Annotated in this window: 14 protein-coding genes; 4 read left to right on the forward strand and 10 right to left on the reverse strand. The window is 66.2% G+C overall.

Translation table 11 applies throughout. The annotated features are described in order from the left end of the window. Nucleotides 1–61: 61 nt before the first annotated feature. The 4 genes from ACLJEU_RS19750 to menC all read right to left on the reverse strand — a co-directional run bounded on the left by ACLJEU_RS19750 (nucleotide 62) and on the right by menC (nucleotide 7,056). Entirely contained in the window at nucleotides 62–2,722 is a 2,661-nt protein-coding gene (locus ACLJEU_RS19750; RefSeq protein WP_414664228.1) for an immunoglobulin domain-containing protein, read from the reverse strand. Nucleotides 2,723–2,994: 272 nt separating this feature from the next. Continuing rightward, nucleotides 2,995–4,761 carry a DNA polymerase/3'-5' exonuclease PolX gene (gene polX, locus ACLJEU_RS19755; RefSeq protein ID WP_414664229.1) on the reverse strand — a complete coding sequence of 589 codons (1,767 nt, stop codon included), beginning with the start codon at nucleotides 4,759–4,761 and terminating at the stop codon, nucleotides 2,995–2,997. A 49-nt stretch (nucleotides 4,762–4,810) separates the two neighbouring features. Continuing rightward, nucleotides 4,811–5,959: an AMP-binding protein gene (locus ACLJEU_RS19760; protein ID WP_414664230.1), complete on the reverse strand. Its 1,149-nt coding sequence runs from the start codon at nucleotides 5,957–5,959 to the stop codon at nucleotides 4,811–4,813. Beyond that, complete coding sequence (gene menC / locus ACLJEU_RS19765; RefSeq protein WP_414664231.1) at nucleotides 5,941–7,056, reverse strand: o-succinylbenzoate synthase; 1,116 nt, start codon at nucleotides 7,054–7,056, stop codon at nucleotides 5,941–5,943. The genes ACLJEU_RS19760 and menC overlap by 19 nt, the downstream gene beginning before the upstream one ends. A gap of 91 nt (nucleotides 7,057–7,147) precedes the next feature. Between menC and guaB the strand changes: the two genes are divergently transcribed. Continuing rightward, the gene (gene guaB, locus ACLJEU_RS19770; protein WP_414664232.1) at nucleotides 7,148–8,740 is read left to right on the forward strand and encodes an IMP dehydrogenase; all 1,593 of its coding nucleotides are present in this window, start codon (nucleotides 7,148–7,150) and stop codon (nucleotides 8,738–8,740) included. Between the two features lie 232 nt (nucleotides 8,741–8,972). Then, nucleotides 8,973–9,674, forward strand: coding sequence for a PIG-L deacetylase family protein (locus ACLJEU_RS19775; protein WP_414664233.1), 702 nt, complete (start codon nucleotides 8,973–8,975; stop codon nucleotides 9,672–9,674). Here the strand turns inward: ACLJEU_RS19775 and ACLJEU_RS19780 are convergent. Next, nucleotides 9,671–10,429 carry an SDR family oxidoreductase gene (locus ACLJEU_RS19780; protein WP_414664234.1) on the reverse strand — a complete coding sequence of 253 codons (759 nt, stop codon included), beginning with the start codon at nucleotides 10,427–10,429 and terminating at the stop codon, nucleotides 9,671–9,673. The two genes, ACLJEU_RS19775 and ACLJEU_RS19780, sit on opposite strands and share 4 nt — an antisense overlap. Nucleotides 10,430–10,622: 193 nt before the next feature. Here ACLJEU_RS19780 and ACLJEU_RS19785 point away from each other — a divergent pair, with 193 nt between their 5' ends. After that, nucleotides 10,623–12,167 (forward strand): adenylosuccinate synthetase, encoded by a 1,545-nt coding sequence (locus tag ACLJEU_RS19785; protein ID WP_414664235.1) that lies wholly within the window; start codon nucleotides 10,623–10,625, stop codon nucleotides 12,165–12,167. A 198-nt stretch (nucleotides 12,168–12,365) separates the two neighbouring features. On the opposite strand, the gene ACLJEU_RS19790 is transcribed toward ACLJEU_RS19785, so the two are convergent. The 5 genes from ACLJEU_RS19790 to ruvX all read right to left on the reverse strand — a co-directional run bounded on the left by ACLJEU_RS19790 (nucleotide 12,366) and on the right by ruvX (nucleotide 16,608). Then, nucleotides 12,366–13,634, reverse strand: a complete 1,269-nt coding sequence (locus ACLJEU_RS19790; RefSeq protein ID WP_414664236.1) for a bifunctional folylpolyglutamate synthase/dihydrofolate synthase — start codon at nucleotides 13,632–13,634, stop codon at nucleotides 12,366–12,368. 112 nt (nucleotides 13,635–13,746) lie between these two features. Next, nucleotides 13,747–14,622 carry an acetyl-CoA carboxylase, carboxyltransferase subunit beta gene (gene accD, locus ACLJEU_RS19795; protein ID WP_414664237.1) on the reverse strand — a complete coding sequence of 292 codons (876 nt, stop codon included), beginning with the start codon at nucleotides 14,620–14,622 and terminating at the stop codon, nucleotides 13,747–13,749. A gap of 6 nt (nucleotides 14,623–14,628) precedes the next feature. After that, nucleotides 14,629–15,411, reverse strand: coding sequence for a ComF family protein (locus ACLJEU_RS19800; protein WP_414664238.1), 783 nt, complete (start codon nucleotides 15,409–15,411; stop codon nucleotides 14,629–14,631). 19 nt (nucleotides 15,412–15,430) lie between these two features. Continuing rightward, the gene (gene truA, locus ACLJEU_RS19805) at nucleotides 15,431–16,171 is read right to left on the reverse strand and encodes a tRNA pseudouridine(38-40) synthase TruA (protein ID WP_414664239.1); all 741 of its coding nucleotides are present in this window, start codon (nucleotides 16,169–16,171) and stop codon (nucleotides 15,431–15,433) included. After that, on the reverse strand, nucleotides 16,168–16,608 hold the full coding sequence (gene ruvX, locus ACLJEU_RS19810; protein WP_414664240.1) for a Holliday junction resolvase RuvX: 441 nt from the start codon (nucleotides 16,606–16,608) through the stop codon (nucleotides 16,168–16,170). Before ruvX ends, truA begins: the two co-directional genes overlap by 4 nt. A gap of 77 nt (nucleotides 16,609–16,685) precedes the next feature. Here ruvX and ACLJEU_RS19815 point away from each other — a divergent pair, with 77 nt between their 5' ends. Beyond that, on the forward strand, nucleotides 16,686–17,867 hold the full coding sequence (locus ACLJEU_RS19815; protein WP_414664241.1) for a HesA/MoeB/ThiF family protein: 1,182 nt from the start codon (nucleotides 16,686–16,688) through the stop codon (nucleotides 17,865–17,867). The last annotated feature ends 46 nt before the right edge of the window (nucleotides 17,868–17,913 follow it).

Consider the following 17,913-nt stretch of genomic DNA (forward strand, 5'->3'; position numbering starts at 1 on the left):
CTGGCGCTCGTAGCCACGGCTAAAGTCCAAAGGCAAAGAGCGATTGGTATGACGCGTTTGCTTACGGGACTTCGTAGACTTCGACGATCGCGACGCCCGTGGTGCCGCCCACGCCGTTCACCTGCACGGTGTAGCTGCCCGGTTGCAGGGTGGCGAGCAGAGCGGCGTCGCGCGAGGCCGCCGGCAGCGCAAAGGCTCCGACCTGCGTGAAGGCCGCGGTCAGTTCCGCCGTGCCGCCCCAGTTGTCGTTTGCGCCAATCACTGACTGGCCCGAGAAGAGTTGCAGCTGCGGATCCGCGACCGCGCCCGGGACGTTGAAGGGCGCGGCGCCGATGGTCGGACCGACGGCACGAATCAGGACCTTCTTCGCGCCGGTGCCGTCGATGACGAAGCCCGCCGTGAGGCCGGTGCCGAGCGCCTTGAGGACCGACACATTCACGAGACGCGGCGTGGAGGCCGTCATCGCCGTCGACGAGGTGGAATCGTAGAGCTCGGCGATCACCGTGCCCGTGCCGCTACCCGTCGCGGCGACGCGCACGGAATTGTCACCGGCCGCGATATTGCCGAGGACCGCGGCGTCGAGCGACGTCGGGCTGAAATAGGCAAACGCGCCGACCGACGCGAACGCCGTCGTGAGCGCAGGCGTGCCGCCCCAGTTGTCATTTTCCCCGGTTTTGGTCTGACCAGCGAACGTTTCCAGCTTCGGATCGGCGAGAGCGCCCGGAATATTGAACGGCGCGGCACCCAGCGTCGGACCGGCGGCGCGGATCAGGATCGGCTTTGTACCGCTCGTGCCGGCGCCACCGACGACATAACCCATCGTGAAGCTATCACCGGCGGAGGACACCGTCGTGAGGATCGAAAGATTGACGAGACGTGAAATCGGATCGGACGGTCCCGGGCCAGGCCCCGGACCGGGATTGCCGACCGTCAGCACCGCGGCTGAGCTGTCGACCGATCCGGTCGTACCGGTGATGCGCACGGTATAGCTGCCGGCATCACCCGCCTGCACAGCGAGGATGCGATAGGTGGCCGCCGTCGCGCCCGTGATCGTGGTGCTGTTCTTGAACCACTGATACGTGAGATTCGAACCGAAAGCCTCCACGGTGAAGGTCGCGGTCTGTCCGACCGGGATGGTCTGACTCGAGGGCTGCGAAGAAATGCTGACGCCGCCACTGATTCCGCCGACACTCAGTTTCGCCGTGGCGGTCTCAATCGAGGCGCCGGAGGTTACGCGCACCAGATAGGTGGCCGCGTCGCCCGTCTGCGCGGAAGCGATGACGTAGTTCGCCGTGGTCGCGCCGGCGATGTTCACGCCGTTCTTCTGCCACTGATAAGTGAGACCGGCGCCGGCGGCCGTGATGCTGAACGTCGCGCTCTGGCCGGCGTTGACGTTCTGGCTGATCGGGCGGGCGGTGATTTGAATCGGACCCGTGCCGACGGGCGTAACGGTCAGCGTCGCGACCGAGCTGTCGATCGAGCCGCCGGCGCCGGTGACGCGAACCGCGTAGGTCGCGACGTCGGCCTGCTGCGCCGACGGAATCGTAAACGTGGCGCCCGTGGCCCCGGCAATTGCCACGCTGCTCTTCAACCACTGGTAGCTCTGCACCGTGCCACCGACGACCACCCGGAACGTGACCGACTGGCCCAAGCTGACCTCCTGATCGAAAGGATTCACGGAGATGACCGGGAGACCGGCTGCGCTCGCGGGCACGCCGCGGCGAATCAAATTATTCGAAGTGTCGGCCACGTAAACCGTGGTGCCGTCGGAAGCGACGCCCGTCAGATCGTAGAACCGCGCGGCGGCACCCACACTGTCGGTGCCGCCGAAAAAGCCCGCGGCACCCGCGATCGTTGTGACGTTACCCGCCGGAGAAATCTGGCGCAGCGTGGAATTGCCGTAGTCGGCCACAAAGAGATTGCCCGCGGCATCCACCGAGACGCCGCGCGGCTGGTTGAAGCGCGCCACCGTCGAGGGGCCGTCCGCCGCACCGGCATCGCCCGCGACACCCGCGAAGGTCGTTACGACGCCCGCCGCCGTGACTTTGCGGATCACGTGATTGCCGCTGTCGGCGACGTAGACATTGCCCGCGCCGTCGACCGCGAGGCCAAACGGCGTGTTGAAACGCGCCGCCGTGCCGTTGCCGTTGGTCGTGCCGGGGATCAGCGCGGCACCGGCCAGCGTCGAGACGGTACCGTCGGCCGTGATTTTGCGAATCAGGTGATTGCCGCCTTCAGCGACATAGACAGTGCCGCTGCTGTCGACGGCCAGACCGTAGGGAAGGAAGAAGCGAGCCGACGCACCCGGACCATCGGTTGAGCCGATGAGAAACGCGCCGCCGGCAAACGTGGAGACCACTCCGGCCGGCGTAATCTTGCGAATCGTGAAATTCTTCGAATCGCTCACGTACACATTGCCGCCGGAATCGACTGCGACACCGACGGGAAAATTAAAGCGTGCCGCATTCCCGGCTCCATCCGTCGAACCAAAAATCCCGGCCGCGCCCGCCAGGGTGGACACCACGCGGCCCGGCGTGATCTTGCGGATCGTGTGGTTGACCGTGTCGGTCACATAAAGATTTTTCGCCGCATCGATGGCCACGCCGTAGGGATTGTTGAACGTGCCCGGCTGGCCGTCGGCACTGCCGGCGACGCTGCCGGTGCCCGCAAAACTGGAAATGGCGTAATCCTCCGCGCGCAAAGCCGCGGTCGCGCCGGCCATAACGATTAAACCAAGAGGGAGGAGTTTTCGGAACCGGGATGGCATCATCATAAAGGGTGGGTGAAGCAGTGGAGCGCAGAAACGGCGACTTGTTCCAGCCCGGGCGGAAATCCAGGGTATCGCATCCGGCGCGCTGCTCGACCAAGGCTGAAAAAAACGCGAACGACGAGCCATGTCGTAGAATCCTCCCGGCCGACACAACCTTGAATTCCGTCACGGCGACACCGGACGCCGCACCGATTCTGTCCTCCGAACCTCCAGCCCACCCTCGACTAACGGCGCGCGCGCCGGGATGAAAAAAGCTTCACGACTGCCGCAAGTGATCGCGTATTTACAATATTTTCCGCGCCGAGTCCGCCCTTGCGCGCGCTGTTGATTCCGGCGCGCACATGTTCGAGTCCGGCGGTTTCGTGCGCATCGGGATTGATCGCGCACACCAGGCCGCGATCGGCCGCTTTCCGCCAGTGCCGCCAGTCGAGGTCGAGCCGCCAGGGGCTCGCGTTGAGCTCGACGATCACATCGTGCGCGATCGCGGCGTCGATGACCTTGCCGAGATCCACCCGATAACCCTCACGGCGGAGCAGCAGTCGGCCGGTCGCGTGCCCGAGCATCGTCGTGCAGGGATGCTCGATGGCCTTGATGATGCGTGCGGTCATCGCCGCCTCGTCCTGCGCGAAGCCGTTGTGCACCGACGCCACTACATAATCGAGTTGCCGGAGCAGGCCTTCGTCGTAGTCGAGCCGGCCGTCCGCCAGGATGTCGCACTCGGTGCCGGCAAACACGTGGGTCTTGTAACGTTTCGAGGCGTTCAGCGCGCGAATGTCGGCGATCTGCTGCAGCAGGCGTTCCTCGCTGAGCCCGTTCGCCTGGAAACTGGCCTTCGAGTGATCGGCGATGCCGAGGTACTCCCAGCCGAGCGCCTCCGCGGCCGCGGTCATCTCGGCCAGCGTGTTGCGACCGTCCGACGCGGTGGTGTGGTTGTGAAACGCCCCGCGCAAATCCGCGAGCTCGACCAGCCGCGGGAGTTCGCCGCGCTCCGCCGCCTCGATTTCGCCGAGACCTTCGCGCAATTCGGGCGGGATGAAATGCAGGCCCAACGCCGCGAAGAGGCCGCGTTCACTGTCCACCTTGTCGCTCAAATGGTGTTCCGCCTTCTGCTTCGCCGTCCCCTCGCCTTCCGCCGGCACGAGGCCCCACTCGCTCAGGCTGAGTCCGCGTGCGAGCGCCCGCTGCCGCATCTGCACGTTGTGATCCTTCGAGCCGGTGAAATGATGCAGCGCAAACGCGAATTGCGCCTCGGGCACGATGCGCAGATCCGCCTGCAGCCCGCTCTCGAAGCGCACGCTGGCCTTGGTGTCGCCCTTCGCCGTGACTTCCTTCACGTGGGGCATGGCCACAAACCAGTCGACCACGGGCGCGACCTCGCTGGCCGCGACGATGAAATCCAAATCGCCGACGGTCTCGGCGCCGCGCCGCAGGCTGCCCGCCGCTTCGGCCCGGCTTACCTGCGGCAGTGCCCGCAGTCCGGCCACGATCGGTTCCGCCACGGCGGCGGCGTCCCACCACAAATGCCGCCGGCCGTACGCCTCGCGATTCTTGATCCCGGCGAGAATTTTTTCCTGCGTCTTGGCCCCGAACCCCTCGAGTTCGGCCACGCGTCCGTCGTGACACGCCTGCGTGAGCGCCGCGATGTCAGCGAGGCCGAGCTTGTCGTGCAGCGCGCGGATTTTTTTCGGCCCGAGTCCGGGAATCTGCAACATCTCGACCAGGCCCGGCTCGACCGTGGCCTTCAGTTTCTCGAAAAACTCCAGGCGGCCCGTGGTGTGCAATTCGGAGATCTTCTGCGCGAGCGCATCGCCGATGCCCTTCACGCTCTTCAACTCCTCCGCCGCGATCAGTCGCGCGAGTTCGCCTTCCTCGATCGCCTCGAGCGCGCGTCCACCGTTCTGATACGCGCGGACCTTGAACGGATTCTCGCCCTTGAGTTCGAGCAGGGTCGCGATCTCGGAAAGGACGTCGGCGATTTCGTTCTTGGTCATCGCCGGAGGAAACCACGAAACCCGCGAAAAACACGAAAAAATCCGTCCGCTAGCGGGCCGATAATTGTTCTGCCAGCATGGCGCGGTTGATTTTCCCCTGCGCGTTGCGCGGCCAGTTCACCACGGGCACGAAGCGTTTCGGCCGCTGATGCGCGGCCAGCCCGGCCACGGCGCGCACCGGATCCGGCGCGCGCGGCGAACCCGCCGGATAGCATGCGACGACGATCTCGCCCCACTCGGCATCCGGCACGCCGATCACCGCGACATCGTCGAACTCCCCGCTGGCCCGCAACGCCGCCTCGACCTCGGCCGGCGCAATCTTTTTTCCGCCGCTGATGATCAGCGCGTCGCGGCGGCCGTGCAGATGCACTCGGCCCGCTGCGTCAATGGTCCCACGATCCTCGGTGGTCACCACGCGCGCCGCACTCCAGTCCGGCCAGTAGCCGCGGAAAACGGACTCGCCGGCCACCCGGACCAGACCGTCCGCGGTGACGCTGAGGTTCGCGTGCGGCAACGCCCGGCCGCAACTGCGCTCGCCCGCCAGAAACTCCGCGGGGCTGAGCGCGGCCACCATCGCGGCCGTCTCCGTCAGTCCGTAACTGATCGACACCGGCAGCCGTGCCTGGGCCGCGGCCTCCGCGAGCCCGGGCCAGATCGGCCCGCCGCCGAGGAAGATCACGCGAAACGCGCGCAGCCACGCGACCGTTGCCGGCTGCAGCAACAGCCGCTGCAGTTGCGTCGGTACGAGCGACAGCACCCAGTCGTCGCCCACGGCGGGATCGAGCGAAGGAAGTTCGCCGCGCTCGAGACGTTTCCAATCCCACGGCACGTGGCGCCCGCCCGTCATCGCGCAACGCACGCCCGCCATCAGGCCGCTGACGTGCGACCACGGCAGCACGTTGACGGCATTCACCCGCGACAGCTCGAAGTGCGCACAAAATCCCCGCACGGCCGCGCCGAGCGTGTGTTCATCGTGACGCGCGAATTTCACGCCGCCGCCGCTGCCGCCCGTGCGCACGCCGAGCCAGCCGAGGCCGTCATCGCCCGCTTCAACGCCAGCGGCCCGCCGGTCCATCAGCGCGCTGGCCGCGGCACGCTCGCGTTCGCTCCACGCCGGATCGCACAGGAAGACGGCGCCACTCCGCTCGACGGCGCAACCCGAGGCCCGCAGCAGCGCGGTCAGCCCAGCGCGGTCCATATCGCCTCCGGATTCATCCGCGCCACATCCTCGCGCCGGATGAACGGCACCTGGCCCGGTCCGTCGAAACGCGCATCGGCGAACAAGGGCCACACGCCAAAACCCAGCGCACGAGCCGGCGTCTTGCCGTCAGCCGCCGGCTCGCCTTTCCACGCGAACGCGAGTTGCAGCGCCGTTCGCGCCCCGACCGCCGTTTCCAGCGCCGACGAAAACACGACTTGGGCCTTCGCCTGCGCGAGCCGCGTCATGGCCGTGGTCACGTCGCCCAGCAACGACGGCTTCACCACGTACACACCCGGCCAGCCGGCGCCGACCCAGCGCTCGATGTCGCCTTCGCCGACCAGCGATTCATCGAGCGCGATCGGCGTGGGAAAATCTTCCGCGAGGCCGAGGAGCAGATCCATTTCCTTGCGCTGTGCGCCGGTCACCTTTTCCCCAATTGCCCGCGCGAAGGCGGAGATTTCCGCGAGGCACGGCTGCTCGATGAACTCCACCGGCCGATCTGCGCAGCGTTCAAGCCAGCGCTCCGCATGACGACGCTCCCACGCGCCATTCGCATCGAGGCGCAACTTCGCGCCCGAAGGCAGCCGCGCGCACACGTCGTCCAGCAACGGCAGTTCTTCCGCGATGTCGGCCACGCCGACTTTCCATTTGAACATGCGAAAGCCGATCTCCGCTCGCGGTTCGATCAAAGCGAGCGCCGCGCGACCGGCTGGCAGCAGGGCAGCGACGCCCAGGTAGGGCGCGGAGGCGTCGATCGCTTCCGGCTCGGCTCCGTCGGCGGCGGCACGGGTTTGCGCCTCGACCTCCCGCAGCGCCGCCTGCAGGCCGTGGCGCAGACAGCCCAGGCGTTCCGGGACCTCCGCGAGGGCGGCGGTGGTGGTCCATTCGTCGAGCGTTCGGGCCGCGGCCTCGGCCTCGTCCGCCGTTTCGGTCCCGAAATGCGGAATCGGCGCGACCTCGCCCCATCCGATTCCACCGCCCTCGCCTTCGAGCCGGACAATCAGGCCCTCGCGCTGTGTCCACACGCCGTGCGCCGTGCGCACCGGGGCGCGAAACGGGAGCCGATACCGACGCAACTGCAGGCGGACCTTCATGTCCCCACGTCATACATCCGGGGCACGACGCGCAAACCCGACTTTCTGTTTGCCCTCCGCTGCGCCAGGCCTACTCCGTTCATGGCAACTCATGACGAAGGTTGCCTCGACTCACACTCCCGCCGATGCGGGCGCAGAAGCGGAGTTTTATCTGCCCGCCGCGGCGTTTTTCCGGGCCAGCATTCCGACGGCCCTGACGTTCGACGACGTCTCGCTCGCCACGCTGTATTCGGACATCCTGCCGAAGGACGCCGATACCTCCACGGTGCTGAGCGAATCGCTGCGACTCCAGATTCCGATCATCTCGTCCGACATGGACACCGTCACCGAGTCGCGCATGGCCATCGCCATGGCGCTCAACGGCGGGCTCGGGCTGATTCATTACAACATGCCCGCCGCCGAGCAGGTGAAGGAAGTCGCCCGCGTGAAGCGGCACATCCACGGGCTCATCCAGGATCCGATCACGGTCGAACCCGGCGAACTCATCAGCGACGTGCTCGGCATGATTGAAAAGAAGCGATTCGCGTTCTCCACCTTCCCCGTCGTCGACAGCAACGGCCGGCTCGCCGGTCTTCTCTCGGGCAACGTCGTCAAGGATCGCTATAAGGGGAAGAAGGTCGCCGACGTCATGACGCCGCGCGCGCAGCTGATCACGGAAAAGAATCGCGCGGTGGCGAAGGATCCGATCAAGGCGGCGGACGCCTTTTTCTCCCGCAACGTCGGCATCAACAAGATGCTGGTGGTCGATGATGACGACCGTCTCCGTGGATTGATCACGGCCTCCGACGTCGAGCGCATCACCGCCGAGTCGAAGTCCCGCCGCAAGCCAGCGCGCGACACCGAATTTCGTCTGATCGTCGGCGCCGCGCTTTCGCCCGTGCGCAAGCCGGACGGCTCGCTCGATCGCGAGAAGATCCTCGAGCACGTCGGCAATCTCGTTTCGGAAAACGTCGACGCCGTCGCCGTCTCGACCGCGCACGGCCACACCGCCGGCGTGGGCGAGGTCGTGAAGCTGGTGCGTGACGCCTTTAAGGATCTCACGATCATCGCGGGCAACGTCACGAGCGCGAGCGGTGTGTCGTTCCTCGGTGACTGCGGCGCCAACGCGATCAAGATCGGCCAGGGCCCGGGCTCCATCTGCACGACGCGCATCGTCGCGGGCGTGGGCATTCCGCAGCTCACCGCGCTCTACGTCGCGGGCACGGCGGCGAAGAAGGCCGGCGTGAAATTGATCGCCGACGGCGGCATCACGAAGAGCGGCGACATCGTGAAGGCCCTCACGCTCTCGCACGCCGTGATACTCGGCGGTCTGCTGGCAGGTTGCCGCGAAGCGCCGGGCGAAATTCTCGAGATCAACGGCAAGGTCTACAAACAGTACCGCGGCATGGGCAGCCTCTCCGCGATGAAGGCCGGCAGCGCCGCGCGTTACGGTCACGACAAAAATGATACGGCGCGCAAGGTGGCCGCCGAGGGCATCGAGGCGTTGAAGGAAGTCAGCGGTTCGGTCGACGACGTCCTCGCCAACCTGATCGGTGGCGTCCAGAGCGGCATGGGTTATCTCGGCGCCGCCACGCTCCCCGATCTCCGCGCGAAAGCCCGTTACACCCGCGTCAGTCCCGCCGGCCAGAAGGAAGCCGCGCCGCACGACGTCATCGAAGTCTCCACCCGCGCCACGCAGTCTTAGGGGATGACGCGGAGATGAGAGCTGAGGGTTGAGAGTTGAGAGAAAAATCCGGTTTTCTTCCCGTTCCTTTTCCCGTTCCCGAACGAGCGTTCTCAACTCCCCGCCGATTCAGTTCGCTTAACTCCCCAGAGCATCTTCACCGACTCCCTGTCTCCTGTCTCCAGTCTCCTGTCTCCAGTCTCCTGTCTCCAGTCTCCAGTTTCCGGTTTCCGGTTTCCGGTTTTCCCCTCCCATGGCCACGCCTCCGCGCAAAACGATCCTCGCCCTCGGCGCGCATTACGACGACTGCGTGTTCGGCATCCCCGGCCTTTTGTTGCAGGCGGCGCTGAAGAATCACCGCGTCGTCGTACTGTCCTTGATCGGCGACTACACGAACTGGCCGCCGGCGAAGGATCGCGGACCCGAGTTGAAGGAGCTGTGTGAGACGCTCGCGCATTACCACGGGATTGAAACGCGCTTCCTGAATTATGCATCGGGGCGATTTCACCTCGACGAGGCGAGCAAGCGCGCGGTCGCGGAAGTCGTCGCCGAGGTGCAGCCCGACATCGCTTTCAACCTCTGGCCGAACGACCGGCATCCCGATCACGAAGCGGCGTCTGCGATCATCAAGGCGGCGCTGCAGCTTTCCGGCCGCATCCTCGATGACGCGAAGGCCAAGGTGCCCGCGCAGACGTATTACTACGATAACGGTCCGGGCCACACGATCGGTTTCGAGCCGAACACGTTCGTCGATGTGAGCGACGTGTGGCCGTCCGCGATGGAGTGGCTCGGGCAGTTGATGGCCTTCGTGCGCAAGAAGCCGTACGACGAGTTCGAGCCCGATGCCGCCGTGACCGCGAAGACCAATCTCGCCCGCTATCGCGGCGCCGCGTGTGGAGCCAAGTACGCCGAGGCACTCCGCGCCACGCACACGCGCGCGACGACGCTGTTCTAGCCGCGCCCGACCAGCGGCATCTTCGTCGCCATTACGGTCATGGTGGAGACGTTGGCCTCCAGCGGCAGGCTGGCCATGTAAACGACCGCGCGCGCGACGTGACTGACATCGAACGTCGGCTCAATCGCGATCGTGCCGTCGGCTTGCGGCACGCCCTTCTTCATGCGGCCGGCCAGCGGCGTATCCGTATTGCCGATGTCGATCTGACCGCACGCGATGTCGAAGCGCCGGCCGTCAAGGGACAACGACTTCGTCAGCCCCGTGATGCCGTGCTTCGCCGTGGTGTAGGCCACTGAGTCGGGCCGCGGCGCCTGCGCTGAAACGGAACCGTTGTTGATGATGCGCCCGCCGCGCGGCGTCTGCGTTTTCATCAACCGGAACGCCGCCTGCGCACAGAGAAACGCGCCCGTCAGATTGATGTCGATCACGTGCCGCCATTGCTCGAAGGACAGATCGTCGATCGCCACATTCGGCACATTTATGCCGGCGTTGTTGAACAACAGATCGAGCCGCCCGAAGCGCGCGCGGACCTGCTCGAATAACGCACCCACCGAAGCGGGATCGGCCACGTCAGCCGGCACCACCAGCCCTTCGCTCTCCGGGCGTCCCGAGTCCCGCAGAGTCGCCTCGAGCGGCTCCCGGCGGCGGCCCGCCAGCACGACAGTGAAACCGGTCTGGAGCAACGCGTGCGCGCACGCGCGGCCGATGCCTGATCCAGCGCCCGTGACGAGGGCGATTTTCTGCGGGGTGCTCATGGCGTGAGTGTGTCGTTCCCGCCTTCGCCAAGCCGAGCCTTTTTCCGCCGGTGTGGCGGCGCGAAGTCGGGGCGGGAACGCCATGCCGTGTCAGCGCCTCACTTTTCGTTTGCCCTCCCCCGCCTCGTCGCGTTTTCCCTTTTCGGCAACAGGGTGTCATCACGGTCCCGGTTGCGCTGTCCTTCACGCAACCATGTCCCTGCTCCCCTTCACCAGCCAGCTCATCGCCGACGTCGGAATCTCCCTCGGTGACGAAGGCAAAGGCCGTTTGATTCCCGAAGTTGCCGACGAACTGCGCGGCACCAGCGCCCCGGTTTCGGTGGTGCTCAAGGTCAACGGCGGCGCGAACTCGGGCCACACGGCCGGCGGCATCAAGCTGAACCTGCTCCCGGCCGGCGTGGTGGTGCGCGACGCGGCGCATCTTTGCATCGGCAGCGGCGTCGTCGCCGATCCGCGGAAGATCTGGTGGGAAACGAAGCCGTTGGAGAAAAAGGGCCACGCGATTCTGTCCCGGCTGCTCATCGACGAGCGGACGCTGGTGTCGGACCTCACCCACCGCCTGCTCGACCTCGCCTGGGAGGATTATCGCGTCAACGTGCTCGCCGAGGAGCCGCGCGGTTCGACCGGCCGCGGCATCACGCCCGCGTATCTCGACGAAGTGGGCCAGCAGCAAATCACGTACGCGGACTTTCTCGGGGGCCCGAATTACTTCGCGCGCAAGCTGGCGCAGCGCGCCGATCGCGCGTGCCGCACGATTCAACATGTCTGCCGCGTCAGTGCCGCCACGTGGGACTCGTTCTTCGAAAAGCTCACGACGGCCGAGCGGCGGGCCAACGCCGAGGCGATTGAGCTCGGCGTGTTTTCCACGGACGAATTCGACTTCACGCGTTTCCGCGGGGCCGTGCCGTTCACGTTGAACCTCGAGGCGCTGACCGCGACCTACTGGAACGCCGGCACCGCGCTCGCGCGCAACATCGGCGAAGTGCGCGAACTAGTGCTGCGCGAAGTGGCCGCCGGCCACACGATCATCGGCGAGTTCGGCCAGGCTTACTGGCTCGACAAGCGCCACGGCTTCTCGCCGAACGTCACGGCGTCGCACACGTACACCCCGGAGTTTTTCGAGAGCGCGGGCATTCCGGTGCAGCGCATTCACACCTTCGGCGTGGCCAAGGCGTATGACACCAAGGTCGGCACGCACACGTTCCTCACCCAGATGGACGACGCGCACCCGCTCGCCATCAAGCTCAAGCAAATCGAGTTCGGTACGAGCACGGGCCGGCAGCGGATGGTGGGTTGGTACGATGCGGTGGAGAAAGGCGACGCCCTGCGCTACGGCGGATTTCAGGATGTGATGATCAACAAGCTCGACGCGCTTACGCACAGCGGCGAGTGGCGCGGCGATCTGCAGATCTGCACCGCGTACGAGTCAGCCGACGGCAAACGCGTCCGGCACGTGCCGCGCAACGAGGCGGTCCGCCGCACGCTGCGTCCGGTTTACACCCGCCATCCCGGCTGGACCGAGGACGTGTCGCAGGTGCGGCACTTCGCCAATCTCCCGCGCAACGCCCAGCGCTACGTCGGAGCAATGGTGAAGAGCCTGCTCGATGTTGCCTTCGACGGCGCCGCCCTGCCCGCGGCGAACAAGCTACCCAACCTCCGCTACCTTGGCGTCGGGCCCGAGCCGTCCCAGATCATCAAGGACGTTCCGGCGACGCTGGAGTTGGTGAAGCTGGCGTAGTGAGAAAAAGTTGAGAGTTGAGAGCTGAGAGTTGAGAGAAGGATTCAGCCGCAGCGCCCACCGCTAAGAAATCCATCCAGCGGCGCGTGGGGGACAACGCGCCCTACCTTTTCGGCGTACCCCAAACAGAACGGCTGTACGGTCCAACCGGATTGCTCTCTCAACTCTCAGCCCTCAACTCCTCCTTCCCTCCGCTCCTCACCCCAGCCGGCGCATGACTTCTCCAAGCAGGTAGATCGACCCGGTCACGACGATCACGTCGTCCGGTCCGCCGGCGGTGCAGCGATCGGGAGCGGGGAAAAGGGTTGCGACGTCGTTGCGCACGACGCGTCCGCGAAACGTCGCCGGCACGAGTGACTCGAGTTCCTCGTGGGAACAGGCGCGCGGTTGCTGCGGGACGACGAAATTAATTTCGGCCGCGTGACGCGCGATCGTTTCAATCAGTGGCCGCGCCCGCGCGAGACCGAGCACGCCTGTGATCACGATGGGCGCCCGGCCCGTTTCCGCGACGAGCTGCGTCAGGCTGGCCTCGAGCACCTTCGCACCCTCGGGATTGTGCGATGCATCCAGAATGGCGAGACGGCCGCCAATCTGCACGCGTTGCCAGCGGCCGGGCCAGTCAACGTGAGTCAGACCCTGCGCAATCGACTCCGTGGCGATCTTCCATTTCGGGGCAAGCGCGCGGGCGGCCAGGGTCGCGGTCGCGGCGTTCCACCGCTGGTAATCGCCCTCGAGATTCGTGGGCGGATAGCCCGCCAGATCCTCGCCGAATTCAGCCCGCACCGAAATCAGTGGTGCTTTGCGCGCCGCCGCGATGGTCCGAATCGTGGCCTCGGCCACGGCCGGCACGCGGCCCAGCACGACGGGCCGGCCGGGTTTGATGATGCCCGCTTTCTCCGTCGCGATCTGCGCCAGGTCGTGACCGAGGATTTCGCAGTGATCCATCGCGATGGACGTGATCACGCTGACTTCCGGAGTGAGAATGTTGGTCGCGTCGAGCCGGCCACCGAGCCCGACCTCCATCACGGCGATGTCACAGCGCTTGCGAGCGAACTCGAGGAACGCCATCGCCGTCATGTACTCGAAGAAGCTCGGATGATCGTCGGGATTCGCCGCGGCCAGGCGCTCGGCGATCGGTCGCAGCTCCGCGACGTACGCCACGATCTCCGCCGGCGTGAGCCGCTGGCGGTCGACCTGCACGCGTTCGCCCAATTGCACGAGATGCGGCGACGTGTAGAGACCGGTGCGCCAGCCGGCGGCGTGCAGAATCGCGTCGAGCATCGCGGCCACGGAGCCTTTGCCGTTCGTGCCGGCGACATGCAGGAACGGCGTCGAACGTTCCGGGTGGCCGATCTGCGCGGCCAGCACGGCCATGCGATCGACGCCGAACTTCGCGCCCTGCGCCTTCTGCCCGAACAGATAGTCGGTCACCGCAACGTAGTCGGCGGGTAAGTGCGCGCGAGTCATGGCAGGAGCGGCGGGTGGCGGAAAATCGGACATTCAGCCGGAGCGGGACGCAACCCGAAGGCCGCAGCCCCGGACTCCGGCAGGTGATTTTCCGCCCGCCCGGCGCGGGCGATCAGCCGGTGACCACCGAGGCGGGCACCGCGGTCTTCTTGCGCAGGAAAAGTGCCGAGAGGATGTCGTGCAGGCGTTCCCGCAGCTCGAGCCGGCTGACAATCTGGTCGACCAGCCCGTGCTTCAACAGGAACTCAGCGGTTTGAAACCCGGCGGGCAGCGTCTGCTTCGTGGTGTCCTTGATGACGCGCGCGCCGGCGAAGCCAATCAACGCTCCCGGCTCGGCGATGATGACATCACCCAGGGTCGCGAAGCTCGCAGTCACTCCACCCATGGTCGGATGCGTCAGCACGGAAATGTACGGCAGTCCGGCCTGGGCGAGCCGGCCTAGGGCCGCGCTCGTCTTGGCCATCTGCATCAGCGAGTAAATGCCCTCCTGCATGCGCGCTCCACCGGAGGCGCTGAAGATGATGCAGGGAATCTTTCGCTTGATCGCGACCTCGATCGCCCGGGTGATCTTTTCACCGGCCGCCGCGCCCATGGCGCCGCCGCAAAAGCGAAAATCCATGACCGCGACCGATACTTCGATCCCGAGAATTTTTCCCGTGCCGCACACCACGGCCTCGGGCAGCCCGCTCTCCTTCTCGTAGCGCTTGATGCGATCCGGATACGGCTGCGAGTCGATGAACTTCAGCGGATCGCTCGAACGCACCGCGGCGTCGACTTCGACGAACGTGTCGGCGTCGAACAGTTTCGCGATCCGCAGGCGCGCGCCGATCGGGAAGTGATGGCCGCTCTTCGGGACGACCATCTGGTTGTCCTCGACCTCCTTGTTGAAAACGATGTCCCCGGTCGCCGGGTCCTTCGTGTAAAGGCCCTTGGGAATGTCCTTCTTGCGGGACTTGCGCACCGAGTAGGTCGGTTTGTCGAAATGCATAGCGGGTCAGCCGTGGCCAAACGTGACGACGTCGAGGCTCAAACCACCCGCTCCGCGCAGGGCGCGGGCACAGCTGTTGAGCGTGGAACCGGTCGTGAAAACATCGTCGACGAGAGTGTAATGCAGCGCCGGATTAATGGCCGCGCCCGGAGCGAGTGCAAAGGCATTTTTCAGATTCGCCATCCGCGTTCGCCGGTCGAATGCAGTTTGGGATTGCGTGTCGGCGCGGCGTCGCAACAGCGCCGCCACCCGCGTCCCACCACCGGCCGCCTCCGCGAGCGCGCGCGCCAGCAATTCCGCCTGGTTGTAGCCCCGTTCGCGCGCCTTGCGCGGATGGAGCGGCACCGGCACCAGGACGGACCCGCGGACGCGCTCCAGCACATGCGGCGACCGACGGAAAATCTCCGCCATATCCGCAAGCACATGCCAGCCGCGGTGGTACTTGAGTTCGATCACCAGCGCCCGCGCCGGCCCCTTGAACAACACCGCCGTCCGGCCTTCGTCGAACACGGGCTCGAGGCCGAGACACTTCTCGCACGTGCGCTCGCCCTCGACGATGCCGTAGAAGGGATGGCCGCACGTCACGCAATGCGGCGGCCGCACGAATTCCAAGTGCGCCACACACCGACGGCAAAGGTGCCGAAACGGTCCGGCCGCCACGATGTCACCGTCCGGACCGACGGTCACCTCCGGCTCGCCGGCCTCGACGAGGGCCCGGCAGTGCACGCACACGGGCGGGAAAATGACATCGGCCAGCCCGTGGGCTAGATCTCGGAGCGCTGCATTCATCGCGAAAGTGCGACGAATTCTAATAAAATACCTTCGTCAAAAACAACCCCTGCGGCGGGGCCGTCTGGACGGCGGGCACGCGCTTTGCCTGATCGATCAGGGCCTGCACGTCCGCCAGCGCCAGCCGGCCTTCGCCCACCGCGACGAGCACGCCGACCAGGCTCCGCACCATCTTGTAGAGAAAGCCCGTGGACTCCGCCGTGATCACGAGTCGCCGGCCGCGTTTCACGACGTCGAGCCGCCGCAAGTCGCGCACCGTGTCGACGCGCTCCGGACCGTTCAGCGCAGTGAAGGCCCGAAAGTCGTGCGAACCGCGCAACAAGGCTGCCGCCGCCTGCATCGCGCTGACATCGAGCGGACGAAACAGCTGCCAGCAATACGGCCGCGTGAACGGATCCGCGTCACCGAGGTGCACGTGGTAATCGTAGCGTTTGCCCTTCGCGCCGAAGCGGGAGTGAAAGTCGTCGGCGACCGCCCGCAGCGACTTGATTTGAATGGCGGGCGGCAGTTCCGCGCGCAGCGCTGCAAACAGTTTTGCGGGCGCGTGCGCCCACGCCGCGTCAAAATGAAACACCTGGCCGTGAGCGTGGACGCCCGCGTCGGTCCGCCCGCTGCCGTGCACGCGGATCGCCGTCTTGAAAATCTGCGCGAGCCGCACCTCGATCACGTCCTGGATCGCCACTCCGCCCGCCTGGCTCTGCCAGCCGGCGAACGTCGTGCCATCGTACGCGCACACGCATTTCCAACGCCGCACCGTCATGCTTCCTCCGGATCGAACGGTGGCGGAGGCGGGAATCGCTGGTTCAGGTAATCCTGCAGAATAATCGTCGCCGCGCGCGAATCGATGATCCCGCTCGCACGGACCTCACGCCGCTTCGACTTCGCGATCGTTGACTCGGCCTCGTAGCTCGTGAGCCGCTCGTCCACGAGATGCACGGGCAGCTGGAGTTCGCTGCGCAGCCGGGCTGCAAACGCCTCCACTTCCTTCGCTTTGAACCCGGCCGTGTCGTCCATGTTCAGCGGCAGTCCCATCACGAGATCCGTGATCCGCCGCTGGCCAATGAGAGTCGTCAGGGCCGTCCAGCGTCTGCCCGGATCGGCCTCGATGAGCGCGGGCAGCGGCGTGGCCACGCCGAGTTCGTCGCCGTAGCTGAGCCCCATGCGGCGGGCGCCATGATCGATGCCGAGAAAACGCACCCGCGCATTCCGCGGGCGCCGGCGCGCGGGCGCAATTTCAATTGCGACCCGACCCGTTCCGGCTCTCTTTCGCGGGAATGTCCGCTCCGCCAACCGCCCTTTCGCCCGCCGAACTTGCGCGTTACAGCCGGCACATCCTGCTGGATCAAATCGGCGTGACGGGGCAGCAGAAACTCGCCGCCGCGCGCGTGCTGGTCATCGGAGCCGGCGGACTCGGCAGTCCGGCCGCGCTCTACCTCGCCGCCGCTGGCGTCGGCACGCTGGGCATCGCCGACTTCGATCGCGTCGCGGATCACAATCTCCAGCGCCAGCTCCTGCATGACAATGCCGCCATCGGCCAGCCCAAGGTGGAGTCGGCGGTACGGCGGCTGCACGCGACCAATCCCTTTGTGACTGTGGTGCCGCACGCCGAGGGCGTCACGGTGGCCAACGCCCTCGCGCTCTTTGCCGGCTACGACGTGGTCGTTGACGGCACCGACAACTTCAGCGCGCGCTACCTGAACAACGACGCGGCCGTCCTGGCCGGGCGTCCGCTGGTGCACGGGAGCGTATTCAAGTTTGAGGGACAGGTGACGGTCTTCGATCCGGCCGCCGGCGGGCCGTGTTACCGCTGCCTCTTTCCGGAGCCGCCCGTCGCGGGCAGCGTGCCGGGCTGCGGCGAGGCGGGCGTGCTGGGCGCGTTGTGCGGCGTGATCGGCAGCCTGCAGGCGCTCGAGGCCATCAAGCTCATCACCGGTATCGGCGAACCGTTGCGCGGCCGGCTACTCACGTACGATGCGCTGGGCCAGCACTTCCAGACCCTGCAGTTCGCACGTGATCCCCGGTGTCCGGTGTGCGGCGACACCCCGACGCTCCGCACGCTGGATCCTTCACGCTACGAAGCCGCGGCCTGCACCACGCCCGCACCGAACGCTTTCACCATGTCGTCCTCCGAAATCCCGCTCGAACTTTCCGTCACCGAGGCCAAGGCGCGCCGCGACGCCGATTCCGCCCACACGGTCATCATCGACGTCCGCGAACCGTATGAGACCGAGATCTGCCGCGTCGCCGGCGCCGAGCTGATTCCGATGCGTCAGATTCCGGAACGGGTCGACACGCTTCCGCGGGACAAGCACCTGCTGATCATGTGTCACGCCGGCGGCCGCAGCCTGCGGGTGACCGAGTTTCTCCGGGCGCGGGGCTTCACCGCCGTCAGCAATATCGCCGGCGGCATTGATGCGTGGGCCCAGGAAATCGAACCGGGCATGCGGCGGTATTGACCGAACCGCGACGGCGAGGGCCGGAGTGAGCGGTTGCGCCGGCCGC

Origin of the sequence: Terrisphaera buseokensis (genome assembly GCF_047521145.2) — a bacterium.
Classification (GTDB): Bacteria; Verrucomicrobiota; Verrucomicrobiia; order Opitutales; family Opitutaceae; genus ER46.

Excerpts from the sequence above, each read along its gene's own strand:
- ACLJEU_RS19750 (WP_414664228.1), bottom strand. The coding sequence starts at position 2,722 with ATGGCCGGCGCGACCGCGGCTTTGCGCGCGGAGGATTACGCCATTTCC.
- polX (WP_414664229.1), bottom strand. The coding sequence starts at position 4,761 with ATGACCAAGAACGAAATCGCCGACGTCCTTTCCGAGATCGCGACCCTG.
- ACLJEU_RS19760 (WP_414664230.1), bottom strand. The coding sequence starts at position 5,959 with ATGGACCGCGCTGGGCTGACCGCGCTGCTGCGGGCCTCGGGTTGCGCC.
- menC (WP_414664231.1), bottom strand. The coding sequence starts at position 7,056 with ATGAAGGTCCGCCTGCAGTTGCGTCGGTATCGGCTCCCGTTTCGCGCC.
- guaB (WP_414664232.1), top strand. The coding sequence starts at position 7,148 with ATGACGAAGGTTGCCTCGACTCACACTCCCGCCGATGCGGGCGCAGAA.
- ACLJEU_RS19775 (WP_414664233.1), top strand. The coding sequence starts at position 8,973 with ATGGCCACGCCTCCGCGCAAAACGATCCTCGCCCTCGGCGCGCATTAC.
- ACLJEU_RS19780 (WP_414664234.1), bottom strand. The coding sequence starts at position 10,429 with ATGAGCACCCCGCAGAAAATCGCCCTCGTCACGGGCGCTGGATCAGGC.
- ACLJEU_RS19785 (WP_414664235.1), top strand. The coding sequence starts at position 10,623 with ATGTCCCTGCTCCCCTTCACCAGCCAGCTCATCGCCGACGTCGGAATC.
- ACLJEU_RS19790 (WP_414664236.1), bottom strand. The coding sequence starts at position 13,634 with ATGACTCGCGCGCACTTACCCGCCGACTACGTTGCGGTGACCGACTAT.
- accD (WP_414664237.1), bottom strand. The coding sequence starts at position 14,622 with ATGCATTTCGACAAACCGACCTACTCGGTGCGCAAGTCCCGCAAGAAG.
- ACLJEU_RS19800 (WP_414664238.1), bottom strand. The coding sequence starts at position 15,411 with ATGAATGCAGCGCTCCGAGATCTAGCCCACGGGCTGGCCGATGTCATT.
- truA (WP_414664239.1), bottom strand. The coding sequence starts at position 16,171 with ATGACGGTGCGGCGTTGGAAATGCGTGTGCGCGTACGATGGCACGACG.
- ACLJEU_RS19815 (WP_414664241.1), top strand. The coding sequence starts at position 16,686 with ATGTCCGCTCCGCCAACCGCCCTTTCGCCCGCCGAACTTGCGCGTTAC.